Below are 11965 nucleotides of genomic sequence, written 5' to 3' on the forward strand. Positions count from 1 at the left end.
CGCAGCCGGGACTCCACCAGGCCGTCGGTGTACAGCAGCAGCGTGGCGCCCGCGGGCGCGTCCAGCTCGACCGCCTCGAAGTCCACCCCGCCGACCCCGATCGGCGCGCCCGGCGGCACCCGCAGCACCTCCGCACGGCCGCCCAGGTGGAGCAGGACGGGCGGCGGATGCCCGGCGTTGGCGACCGTGATCCGGTGCGCGACCGGGTCGTACACCGCGTACATGCAGGTCGCCATGCGGTCGCTGCCCAGCCGCTGGGCCTGCTCGTCGAGGTGGTGCAGCACCTCCTGCGGCGGCAGGTCGAGCCCGGCCAGGGTCTGCGCCGTGGTGCGCAGCTGGCCCATGATCGCCGCGGACGTCATGGAGTGGCCCATGACGTCGCCGACGACCAGGGCGACCCTGCTGCCGGGCAGCGGGATCGCGTCGTACCAGTCGCCGCCGACCCGGGCCGTCTCGGCGGCCGGGAGGTAGCGGGAGGCGAGCCGGACACCGGTCGGCTGCGGCAGCGAGTCGGGCAGCATGGTGCGCTGGAGCTCGTCGGCGATGTACGCCTCGCGCCCGTACAGCACCGCCTTGTCGATGCCGAGCGCGGTGTGCGTCGCCAGCTGGGCCGCGACCAGCAGGTCGTTGGCCTCGAAGGGCGGGCGCTCGGTGCCGCGGAGGAAGACGGCGGCGCCGATCACCCGCCGCCGTCCGCGCAGCGGGGCGAGGATCGCGCGGTGCCCGGTGGGCACGGTGCGGTCGGCGCCGAGCAGCTCGGGCAGCGCGGCGCGGGCCGCCGCGGAGTCCCCGAAGACCGGCCGCACACCGCGCAGCACCTCGGCCAGCGCGCCGCCGGAGCGGACCTCGCACAGCTCGGCCGCGGGCGTCAGGTCGCTGTGCGGGTCGATGACGGGCAGCCGCAGCCGTTCGATCTCCGAGGAGCCGTCCGTCCCCTCCTCGTTCAGCCGCAGCCGGTCGGACCGGCGCAGCCGCAGCACGAAGGGGGAGACCGGCCGCTCGTCGCCGACCGGGAGCGGGTCGCGGAGGTAGACCAGTATGGCGTCGGAGAAGGTCGGCACACTGGCCCGGCACAGGCCCAGCACGATCTCGTCCAGGTCTATGCCCCGGGCGATCCGCCGGGTGGCGGCGCCGACGAACCGCAGCCGGTCGCCCTCGCGACGGACCGCGGCCTGGGGATCGAGTCCGGCGGGGCCGGTGTTCGCCGCGGGGCCGGGCGAAGCGGTCGGCCCCGGGATCGCGGCGGCGGCAGGGGAAGCGGTCGGCGCGGCGTCCTGCTGCCGCGGCCGGGTGCGTTCCTGCGACCGGGCGGCGAGAGGCTGCCGGCCTTCGTGGGAGGTGGGATGCTCCGTCACGCGTGGGATTCCGTCCGTCCGGGCCGGTTGTATGAGGCAATCGCCTTGTGAGGCGTTACTGTGCCCCGGCAAGAGCGGCGATAACAACGGCTGTCATCGGATGCCCCGGGACACGGGGCTGAAACCGGATGCCTGCGGGATGGGTCGATGACAACGTTTCTGGCGACGGGGCGGGCAACGGCGAGCACGTCTCCACCCCCTCGTAGTGGCTCATACGACTCATACGACTGATGCGGCTCATACAGCTCATGCAGTGCGCGGTGCTCGTGCGATGACTTGTGGTCAGGTGCTGCGCCGCGCCTCCCGGTTGGGGTGGAGCGGCCCTCCGGAGGACGATCCTACGTTTGCCCCCCTGGGATGCATCAAGGGTCTCACGACGGCATGCGCGTGGGGGTACGGTCCCAGTCATCCGGAAGCACCGGAACCCGCCACCGCGGATCGGGCCGCCAGTCCTCCCAGCCGTCCCGGAACGGGGCGCCCCACTCCCGGATCACATCGACGGCCGCGAGGCCCGCGGCCCGCACGTCACGGGCGGCCCCGGGGGTCATCAGACCGGCCTGCCGGGCCATGTCGAACTCGTCCTCGTCGCGCCACACCCAGCTGCGATCGGGGTACACGGAGATGTCGAGAAAGTGATCCTGGGAATCGACGCCGCCGTCCCACCGGGTGTGCGGTTCCTCCAGGTTCACGTACCAGCTGCGGAACCGCCAGGCGGGTTCCCAGAACAGCCAGACCGACCAGGGCTCGCCCGGCCGGGCGAGCTTCAGCACGCCGTTGCCGAGCCAGTTGGTGCGGGCGGTGGCGCGCGGGGCGGTGTAGCGGGTGGCGAGCGGCTCGGCGTGCACGTCGGTGCCGTTCGCCAGCACCGGCTTCACGCACTCGGTGCCCGGCGCCACCCACACGGCGAGCAGCTCGTCGGTGTCCCGCACGATGGTGACCGGGCGGCAGATGTGGAACGGGGCCGGGGCGCCCTCCCGCCCGGGTGCGGGCGGCGGGTCGTTGCGACGGTAGCGCCAGAGGATGTGGTCCCCCGGTGCCCAGTGCTCGGTCTGTCCGCTGCCCGTACCTGTCATGGACGGATTTTAGGCGGCCGGGCGCCCGGCGGCTGCCGCGCGGGTCACGGGCGGGTCATGCGCAGCACGTCCAGGGCCTCGTCGAGCTGCTCCACGGTGAGGTCGCCGCGTTCGACGTAGCCCGAGTCCAGCACCACCTCGCGGATCGTGCGGCGCTCGGCGAGGGAGCGCTTGGCGACCTTCGCGGCCTCCTCGTAGCCGATGTACTTGTTCAGCGGGGTGACGACGGACGGGGAGGACTCGGCGTACTCCCTGGCCCGCTCCGCGTGCGCGGTGATCCCGTCGACCGTGCGGTCCGCGAGCAGCCGCGAGACGTTGGCCAGCAGCCGCACCGACTCCAGCAGGTTCTTCGCGATGACCGGCAGCATCACGTTCAGCTCGAAGTTGCCCGCGGCGCCCGCGACGGCGACCGTCGTGTCGTTCCCGGTGACCTGGGCCGCGACCATCAGCACGGCCTCGGGGACCACCGGGTTCACCTTCCCCGGCATGATCGACGAGCCGGGCTGGAGGTCGGGGAGGCTGATCTCGGCCAGGCCGGTGCGCGGCCCCGACGCCATCCAGCGCAGGTCGTTGGAGATCTTGGTGAGCGAGACGGCGATGGTGCGCAGCTGGCCCGAGGTCTCGACCAGGCCGTCCCGCGCGCCCTGCGCCTCGAAGTGGTCGCGGGCCTCGGTCAGCGGCAGTCCGGTGGCCCGGGCGACCTCGGCGATGACGGCGGCGGAGAAGCCGGGCGGCGTGTTGATGCCGGTGCCGACGGCCGTGCCGCCCAGCGGCAGCTCGGCGAGGCGGGGGAGGGAGGCGCGCAGCCGTTCGACGCCGTACCGGATCTGCGCCGCGTAGCCGCCGAACTCCTGGCCGAGGGTGACGGGCGTGGCGTCCATCAGATGGGTGCGCCCCGACTTCACCACCGTCGCGAACTCGGCGGACTTGCGTTCGAGGGAGGACGCCAGGTGATCCAGTGCCGGGATCAGGTCGCCGGTGACGGCCGCGGTCGCGGCGATGTGGATGGACGAGGGGAAGACGTCGTTGGACGACTGCGAGGCGTTGACGTGGTCGTTGGGGTGGACCTCGCGGCCCAGGCGCTCGGTGGCGAGGGTGGCCACGACCTCGTTGGTGTTCATGTTGGACGAGGTGCCCGAGCCGGTCTGGAAGACGTCGACCGGGAAGTGGTCGTCCCACCGCCCCTCGGCGACCTCCCCGGCGGCCTCCTGGATCGCCAGGGCGACGTCCGCGTCGAGCACCCCCAGTTCGGCGTTCACCTTCGCGGCGGCGGCCTTGATCCTGGCCAGGGCCTCGATGTGGGCCCGCTCCAGCCGCTGCCCGGAGACCGGGAAGTTCTCCACGGCGCGCTGCGTCTGGGCCCGCCACCTGGCGTTCGCCGGGACCCTCACCTCGCCCATCGAGTCGTGCTCGACGCGGAATTCCGTGCCGTCCGCGGGGGCCGGCGCGCCGCCCTGTGAGTCGTCCATGGGGTTCAACCTCCTGAAAAAGTTGAGCACTTGTCTTGTTATTTCTATTCCCAAGATGGCTACCGACCAGTAAATACCGGGGGTAACAACAACCCGGGAGGCGCAATGAGGCGCACGAGGCACAGGCTTCGTCGTACGGTCGCGGCCGCCGCGGCCATGGCGGCGGCGCTCGGCGGCGCGGTCGCCGCCGCAGGACCGTCAGGCGCGGCGGAACGGTCCGGTACCACCCCTATCGCATCCACCCCCCTGTCGCCCGAACTGGAGGCCATCCGCGCCGCGGAGGCCACCCGGCTGTACGGCGACCCGGCCGAGCGCCCGCTCGCCGAGCGCAAGACGGGGCTGATCTCGCTCGGCGACAGCGAGATATCCGGCGAGGGCGTCGGTACGTACGAGTCCGGCACCAACGGCCCCGACAACTGGTGCCATCGCTCGCCCGACTCCGCGATCCACCGCACCGGCATCCCGGCGGACGTCACGTACAACGTCTCCTGCTCCGGCGCGTACACCGGCAACATCGTGATCGGCGGCTCGAAGCAGTACGCCGACGAACTGGTGCAGAGCGACAACCTCGCCATCAAGGCGCGCAACACCCGCATCAAGATGATCGTGCTGGTGGCGGGTGCCAACGACGACCTCCAGTTCGGTCCGGTCATGACGGACTGCGTCACGCGCTGGGTGCTCTCCCAGGGCACCTGCCAGCCCAAGTACGAGGGCGGCTGGCAGGCGCGCGTCGACGGGCTCGTCCCCAAGGTCGAGAAGACGGTGCGCGACCTGCGGACCGTCATGTCGGGGGCCGGCTACGCCGACGGCGACTACAAGCTCGTCGTCATGGGCTACCCGAGCCCCATCGGCCCGGACTTCTACGACAACCCGAACTTCCCCGGGAAGCTTCCCGGCGGCTGCGCCGGCTACGACTCGGACGCCGCCTGGGGCCGCAACGTCGCGGTGCCCGCCTTCGAGCGCGGCATGCGCAAGGTCGCCGCGGACACCGGAGCCGTCTACCTGGACAACTCCCGGCTCTTCCACGGCCACGAGGTCTGCAGCGAGTCCACCTGGGCCCGCGGCCTCTACATCGACCTCGGGCACTTCCCGCCGGACTCCAACTCGCTGCGGCAGTCCTACCACCCCAACGCGGCCGGCCACGGCGCCTTCGCGTCCTGCCTGACCCAGGTCTACAACTCGAACCTGCGCGAGGCCGGCTGCGCCGACCCGGCGAGCACCGGGAAGCCGGTCCTGCAGGCCGGGGCGTGGGACGACCTCTTCGAGCCCCTGAGGAACGAGGCCACGGGCACCTGCGTGGACGCCCCCGGCTCGGTGACCCGCAACGACACGAAGGTCGGCGGCTGGGACTGCCACGGCGGCCGCAACCAGGGCTGGTGGTACGACTCCGGCACGAAGACCCTCCGTACGGCGCTGAGCCACGACCGCTGCCTCGACGTGCCGGGCGCCGACTACAGGGCGGGCGTCACGGCCATCCTGTACAACTGCTCGGGCGCGGCCAACCAGCAGTTCGTGCGCCAGTCGGGCACTCTGCGCCCGGCGGCCTCGACCGGGCTGTGCCTGACGCTGGCGGGGGCGAAGGAGCCGCTGAGGCTGCAGAGCTGCGACGGCGGCGCGCAGCAGCGGTTCGCGTGACCGGCGACCGGTCCGTCCGATGAACGCCCCGGGGGCGGAACGGCAGCAGCCGTTTCGCCCCCGGCGGTTTCCGGGACGCCCCGGACGGCTCTCAGCCGGACGTCATGAACGCGCCCAGCGCGGCGCACAGATGACCGGGGTCGGCCGTCCCGCACAGCTCGCGCGCCGAGTGCATGGACAGCCCCGGCACCCCCACGTCGACCGTCGCCACGCCCAGCCGGGCCGCGGTGAGCGGGCCGATCGACGTGCCGCACGGCATCGCGTTGTTGGAGACGAACGGCTGCCACGGCACGCCCGCCCGCTCGCACGCCGACGCGAACACCGCGAAGCCGGTGCTGTCGGTGGCGTACCGCTGGTTGACGTTGACCTTGACGGCGGGGCCGCCGTTCGGCAGCGGACGGTGGTCCGGGTCGTGCCGCTCCGCGTAGTTGGGGTGCACCGCGTGGGCCATGTCGGCGGAGACGCAGAAGGCCCCGGACAGGGCGCGCGACCAGTCCTCCGCACTGCCGCCGCGCGCGAGGACCGAGCGGTTCAGCACCCGCTCCAGCAGCGGGCTCTGCGCACCGGTCTCCGACCCGCTGCCGACCTCCTCGTGGTCGAAGGCGGCCAGGACGGGCACGTACGCGGGTTCGTCGGCCGCGGTCGCGGCGGCCACCAGGGCGGTGGCGCCCGCGTGCACGGACACCAGGTTGTCCAGCCGCGACGACACCACGAACTCCCGGTCCGCGCCCAGGTATCCGGGCGGCTGGACGTCGTGGAGCATCAGGTCCCAGCCGATCACCCGCTCCGGCTCGATCTCGGCCGCCGCCGCGACCCGGCGCAGCAGGGCGCCCTCCGCGCGCTCCCCGAGCGCCCACACCGGGGCCAGGTGGCGCTGGCGGTCGAGCGCGAGCCCCTCGTTGACCGTGCGGTCCAGGTGGATCGCCAGCTGGGGCACCCGCAGCAGCGGTTCGTCGATCTGCACCAGCCGGGAGTCGGCCGCGCCGTCGGGGCCGCGCAGCGCGAGCCGCCCCGAGATGCCCAGGTCGCGGTCCAGCCAGGTGTTCAGCGGGACGCCGCCGTAGATCTCCACGCCGATCTGCCGCCAGCCCGCGGTGGAGGTGTCGGGGGAGGGCTTGACCCGCAGGTTCGGGGAGTCGGTGTGGGTGCCGACGATCCGGAAGGGGGTGTGGGCCGGGGCGCCCTCGGGGACGTACCAGGCGATCAGCGCACCGCCGAGGGCGACGAAACTGCCGCCCGTCGTTCCCGTCCAGTCGTCCGTACCGCGCAACTCGCGAAAGCCGGCCTTCTCCAGGCGTTGGGCGACGCTCGCCACCACGTGATACGGGGAAGGACTGGCGCTGATGAAGGACAGCAGGTCATCGGCGTGGCTGAGGTGGGGAAGCGGCGTCATTCGGCGTCCGCCTTTCCGGTGTTCGTCGGTGAGGGTGGAGGAACCCGCAGCGGGCCGCCCGGCCCGTTGCGGCGTATGCGGTGCGGTGCGGTGCCCGGCCGCCGGGTCGGCGGAGCAGTACTGCAGGAACGTTCGACAACTCACCGCAGCGGCCCGGGGGGACGCAAGCCCGGCCCGCCGCCCGCTGCGTGAAAGCGGCGGTGCCGGACCGCGGACCGGGCGCGACCGCACCCGGTCCCGGACCCGGGGCGACGGGGGCCGGGCCGCGATGACGGGCACCGGGCGGGCGCGTCCCGCGCGGAGGGGTTCCGGTGCGGTACGGGCGGGCTCCGGGGCCGGCCGGGCGGGCCCCGGAGCCGGGAAGCTCAAGATTGGCTTGATTTCGTCGAGCGTGACGGTTCATCGGTTCGGTCCGTCACGCTCGGCGACGGACCGCTCCGGCGCGCCCGGTGCGTCCGGTGCGTCTGGTGTGTTCGAAACATCCGACACGTCCGGCGTGCTCGGTGCGTCCGGTGCGGCGGATCGCTTCCGCAGGGCCGAGATCCTGATCAGGAACACCACGGCGACCACGACGGCCGCCCCGTGCGACCAGGCGACCACGGTCAGCGGGCGGTGGCTCTCCAGCGCCGCCGAGACCATGATCATGCCGACGCCGAAGCCGAGGTTCTCCACGGTCGCGGAGAGCCCGAAGGCATGGCCGCGCAGATCGGGGGGGAGCGTCTGCAGATGGGAGGTGTACGAGACCTCGGTGAGCCCGTCGGCCGCTCCGGCCACCAGTGCGATCACGGCGGTCGCCGCCATCGGGAAGCCGGCGAACGCCAGGATGAACGCCCCGGACATCAGGCACGTGCCGTACCCGAACCCCGCCGCGCCCACCGACCGCCCGGTGCGCGCGGCGTACCGCTGGATCACCTGCTGCGCGACGACGTTGCCCAGCGCCCACAGGCACCAGAACGCGCTCACGAACACGGCGGGGCGCGCGTCGTCGAGCGCGGCCGAGTGGACCGGCAGCGCGGCGTTGTGGGAGGAGGAGCCGAGGGCGTCCACGCTCCGCAGCACCACCATCAGTCCCAGACCGGGCACGGCGGCCGTCGCGAGGAACGCGCCGGGCGCGCCGGAGCGCCTTCCTGAACATGGTGGCGCTCAACCTGTTCGTCTACGAGACGACGGGCCGGGCGCTGGCGATGGGTCTGTTCATGACCGTGCGGCTGGCGTCCGGCTTCGTCGCCGGGCTGGTCGCCGGCGGTCTCCCCGCCCTTCCCCCCGCCCGCGATCGGCAGCAGCGCCACCGTCACGGCGCAGACCACGAAGGTCGCCATGTCCACCACGAACGCGGCGGTGTACCCGACGAGCGAGACCACCACGCCCGCCGAGGCGAAACCGGCCACCATCGCCAGGGAACGACCCGTGATGGAGAGGGAGTTGGCCCAGGACCTCCGGTCCTCGCCGACCATCTCGGGAATGGAGCTGCGCAGCGCCACCATGAACAGCGTCCCGCAGCCGCCGACCACCACGGAGACGGACATCAGCGCGGCCGTCCGCGCCCCCTGCGGCGCGAGGACCAGCAGCAGCATCACCGCGGCCTGCGCCACGTTCGTCCACAGCATGACGGCCTTGGCGGCGAACCGGGCGAGGAGACCGCCGGCGACCAGCCCGGCGACGAAGCCGGACGCCAGCCGCACGGTCATGAACAGACCCATCGCCAGCGCCCGGCCCGTCGTCTCGTAGACGAACAGGTTGAGCGCCACCATGTTCAGGAAGGTGCCGTACGAGGACAGCGCGTACCCGGCGACGAGGAACCGGTAACGGCGCTCCCCGCGCGCCGCGTCGCCCGGTCCGGCACCAGGGGCACGGCCCGACCGATCGTTCGCCTGTTCGATGTCGCGCGTCACCGGCCCATCGTCACCGAGTGACCGCGTTCACCCGAGGTCTGCCGGGTGCGCGAATGTAATCTGCATGGTTGTGAAGGACGATTATTCCGGCCCACGGGCGTGTGATTGCCGCGAATCGTCACCGGACCACGCGTGCGGGACGGCCCTCGCGGTCTACCGGCGGGCGCTCGCGGAGGGCAGCCTTCCGGCGGGCGAGGTGCCCGGTTGCCTGGGCACCCTGCATCTGATGGTGGAGGACCGCGAGGCCCCGGGGCACCTCATCCCCGTGCCGCCGGAGACCGCCTCCTTCGACGCGCTCGGGCCCCTGGAGGAGGCGATCGCCCGCAAGCGCCGGACGCTCCGTTCGACCCGTGCCGTCCTGGCCGCGTTCGAGGACCTGTACGTCGACCTGCACCGGCTCGAACAGCCCGCCCTCACCCGGCTCTCCGGCGAGGCCGTCATCGGCAAGGCGCTCGATGCGGGCGTCGCCGGCTGCCGCGAGGAGGTCCGCACCGCCCATCCCGGCGGCGGGCGCCCCATGCACGCGCTGGAGGAGGCGCTGCCCCGGGACCTGCACAACCTGCGCCGCGGCATCCGGCAGCGAACCATCTACCAGCACACCGTCCGCTCGGACCGGGTGACGCTCGCCTACATAGAACGGGTGACGACCGAGGGCGCCGAGGTCAGGACGCTCCCCGAGGTCGTCGACCGGATCATCGTCTTCGACCGGGACCTCGCCTTCATCCCGTTCTCCGACGAGCCGCACAGCGCCCTGCGCATCCAGCACCCCTCCCTGGTCCGCTTCCTGGCCCGGCACTTCGACGAGGCATGGGCCCGCTCGGTCCCGGTCCGCCCGGAACGGGTGCCGCTGCGCACCCCGGTGGTCACCTCGGGCCTGCAACGGACCATCCTGCAGGCGGTCGTGGGCGGCGAGACGGACGAGTCGATCGCACGCCGGCTCGGCATGAGCCGCCGCAGCGTCGTCGCGCACGTGCGGAAGGTCTCCGAGCAACTGGGCAGCAACAGCCGGGCCCAACTCGGCTACCTGGTCGCGACATCGGGCCTGCTGGAGGAGTGAGCCCCGGGGACGGGGAACCGGGGAACGGCGCGCGGGGGCGTACCGGGCGGTCGTGCCGCCGGTACGCCCCCGCGGGCGTGTCGTGCCGGTGCGTCAGGCGAGGCCGGGGCCCCGCACCGGGATGCTGGTGAACGTCGGCGCCGGGGCCGGCTCGGTGAAGAAGTCGTTGCCCTTGTCGTCGACGACGATGAACGCGGGGAAGTCCTCGACCTCGATCCGCCAGACCGCCTCCATGCCGAGCTCCTCGTACTCGACGACCTCGACCTTCTTGATGCAGTCCTGCGCCAGGCGCGCGGCCGGGCCGCCGATCGAGCCGAGGTAGAAGCCGCCGTGCGCGTCGCACGCGTCGGTGACCTGCTTGGAGCGGTTGCCCTTGGCGAGCATCACCTTGGAGCCGCCCGCCGCCTGGAACTGCTCGACGTAGCTGTCCATGCGGCCGGCCGTCGTCGGGCCGAAGGAGCCGGAGGCGTACCCCTCGGGCGTCTTCGCCGGGCCCGCGTAGTAGACCGGGTGGTCCTTCAGGTACTGCGGCATTTCCTCGCCCGCGTCCAGCCGCTCCTTGATCTTGGCGTGCGCGATGTCGCGCGCCACGACCAGCGGGCCGGTCAGCGAGAGCCGGGTCTTGACCGGGTACTTGGTCAGCTCGGCCAGCACCTCGTCCATCGGCCGGTTGAGGTCGATCTCCACGACGTCGCCCGACTCGTCCAGGTGCTCGTCGGTGGTGTCCGGCAGGAAGCGGGCCGGGTCCTTCTCCAGCTGCTCCAGGAAGACGCCCTCGGCGGTGATCTTCGCGACGGCCTGGCGGTCCGCCGAGCAGGACACGGCGATCGCGACGGGCAGCGAGGCGCCGTGCCGGGGGAGGCGGACGACCCGCACGTCATGGCAGAAGTACTTGCCGCCGAACTGGGCGCCGATGCCGATCTTCTGCGTCAGCTCGAAGACCTTCTCCTCCAGCTCCTTGTCCCGGAAGCCGTGACCGGTGGGGGAGCCCTCGGCGGGCAGCTCGTCCAGGTAGTGCGCGGAGGCGTACTTCGCGGTCTTGAGCGCGAACTCGGCCGACGTGCCGCCGACGACGATCGCCAGGTGGTACGGCGGGCAGGCGGCCGTGCCCAGCGAACGGATCTTCTCCTCCAGGAACTTCATCATGGAGGCCTCGTTCAGCACGGCCTTCGTCTCCTGGAAGAGGAACGACTTGTTGGCCGAGCCGCCGCCCTTCGCCATGAAGAGGAACTTGTACGCGCCGCCGTCGGTGGCGTACAGCTCGATCTGGGCGGGGAGGTTCGAGCCGGTGTTCTTCTCCTCCCACATGGTGAGCGGAGCCATCTGCGAGTAGCGGAGGTTCAGCTTGGTGTAGGCGTCGAAGATGCCGTGCGACAGCGCCTCCTCGTCACCGCCCTCGGTGAGCACGTTCTGCCCGCGCTTGCCCATGACGATCGCGGTGCCGGTGTCCTGGCACATCGGCAGCACGCCGGCCGCCGCGATGTTCGCGTTCTTCAGCAGGTCGAGCGCGACGAACTTGTCGTTGGACGACGCCTCGGGGTCGTCCACGATCCGCCGCAGCTGCGCGAGGTGGGCGGGGCGCAGGTAGTGCGAGATGTCGTGCATGGCCTCGGCGGCCAGGGTGCGCAGAGCCTCCGGGTCGACCTTGAGGAACGTACGACCGTCGGCCTCGAAGGTGGAGACACCCTCGGAGGTCACCAGGCGGTACGGCGTGGTGTCCTCGCCCAGGGGGAGCAGATCGGAGTACGCAAACTCTGGCATTACGGCCATTCCTCACTCGGCAGACGGCGGCTGACCTCCCTTGGGCAGCGCATCCACCAGGGTAGAACGCCGCACGGGTGCCGAAGCTGTGAGGTAAGGCTCAGTTCCACCCTTCCGGGGCGGGGTCGTGCTACGGCGGGGCGGCGGGCAGGTCCCGTACCAGTGGTTCGAGCTCGCCGACGGTCTTGGCGCGGTAGACCGCGTCGACCCGCTCGGCATGTTCCTCGGCGGTGAGCCGGCCCTCGGCCATGGCTTCCCGCAGGATGTCCGCGATCCGGTCCCGGTCCGCGTCGGAGGCGCGGATACCGGCCGGCTCCGCGGGGGCTACGG

7 protein-coding genes and 2 pseudogenes are annotated in these 11965 nt (G+C 72.3%); 2 read left to right on the forward strand and 7 right to left on the reverse strand.

What is annotated here, in order from left to right; translation table 11 throughout:
* From EAO76_RS29630 to EAO76_RS29640, 3 genes are all read right to left on the reverse strand, one after another.
* Nucleotides 1–1355, reverse strand: a 1355-nt coding sequence (locus tag EAO76_RS29630) for a PP2C family protein-serine/threonine phosphatase (protein ID WP_148840377.1), incomplete at its 3' end; no start/stop codon positions are given.
* Between the two features lie 371 nt (nucleotides 1356–1726).
* A complete protein-coding gene (locus EAO76_RS29635) occupies nucleotides 1727–2428 on the reverse strand; it encodes a DUF402 domain-containing protein (protein WP_148838969.1) in 702 nt (233 codons plus the stop codon).
* A 44-nt stretch (nucleotides 2429–2472) separates the two neighbouring features.
* Nucleotides 2473–3897, reverse strand: a complete 1425-nt coding sequence (locus tag EAO76_RS29640) for an aspartate ammonia-lyase (protein ID WP_148838970.1) — start codon at nucleotides 3895–3897, stop codon at nucleotides 2473–2475.
* 105 nt (nucleotides 3898–4002) lie between these two features.
* Here EAO76_RS29640 and EAO76_RS29645 point away from each other — a divergent pair, with 105 nt between their 5' ends.
* A complete protein-coding gene (locus EAO76_RS29645) occupies nucleotides 4003–5532 on the forward strand; it encodes a ricin-type beta-trefoil lectin domain protein (RefSeq protein WP_148838971.1) in 1530 nt (509 codons plus the stop codon).
* Between the two features lie 91 nt (nucleotides 5533–5623).
* Here the strand turns inward: EAO76_RS29645 and EAO76_RS29650 are convergent, their stop codons facing one another.
* A complete protein-coding gene (locus EAO76_RS29650) occupies nucleotides 5624–6925 on the reverse strand; it encodes a M18 family aminopeptidase (RefSeq protein WP_148838972.1) in 1302 nt (433 codons plus the stop codon).
* A 399-nt stretch (nucleotides 6926–7324) separates the two neighbouring features.
* Nucleotides 7325–8676 (reverse strand): annotated as a pseudogene (locus EAO76_RS47755) (MFS transporter).
* Nucleotides 8677–8887: 211 nt separating this feature from the next.
* Between EAO76_RS47755 and EAO76_RS29660 the strand changes: the two are divergent.
* A complete protein-coding gene (locus tag EAO76_RS29660; protein WP_148838973.1) occupies nucleotides 8888–9874 on the forward strand; it encodes a LuxR C-terminal-related transcriptional regulator in 987 nt (328 codons plus the stop codon).
* A gap of 93 nt (nucleotides 9875–9967) precedes the next feature.
* Here the strand turns inward: EAO76_RS29660 and EAO76_RS29665 are convergent, their stop codons facing one another.
* Both EAO76_RS29665 and EAO76_RS29670 read right to left on the reverse strand, forming a co-directional pair.
* On the reverse strand, nucleotides 9968–11635 hold the full coding sequence (locus EAO76_RS29665) for a fumarate hydratase (protein WP_187438832.1): 1668 nt from the start codon (nucleotides 11633–11635) through the stop codon (nucleotides 9968–9970).
* Nucleotides 11636–11774: 139 nt separating this feature from the next.
* Nucleotides 11775–11965, reverse strand: a pseudogene (locus EAO76_RS29670) (DUF1707 domain-containing protein); the annotation flags it as partial.

This window comes from Streptomyces sp. sk2.1 (genome assembly GCF_008120935.1).
GTDB lineage: Bacteria > Actinomycetota > Actinomycetes > Streptomycetales > Streptomycetaceae > Streptomyces.

Excerpts from the sequence above, each read along its gene's own strand:
- EAO76_RS29640 (WP_148838970.1), bottom strand. The coding sequence starts at position 3,897 with ATGGACGACTCACAGGGCGGCGCGCCGGCCCCCGCGGACGGCACGGAA.
- EAO76_RS29665 (WP_187438832.1), bottom strand. The coding sequence starts at position 11,635 with ATGCCAGAGTTTGCGTACTCCGATCTGCTCCCCCTGGGCGAGGACACC.
- EAO76_RS29650 (WP_148838972.1), bottom strand. The coding sequence starts at position 6,925 with ATGACGCCGCTTCCCCACCTCAGCCACGCCGATGACCTGCTGTCCTTC.
- EAO76_RS29645 (WP_148838971.1), top strand. The coding sequence starts at position 4,003 with ATGAGGCGCACGAGGCACAGGCTTCGTCGTACGGTCGCGGCCGCCGCG.
- EAO76_RS29635 (WP_148838969.1), bottom strand. The coding sequence starts at position 2,428 with ATGACAGGTACGGGCAGCGGACAGACCGAGCACTGGGCACCGGGGGAC.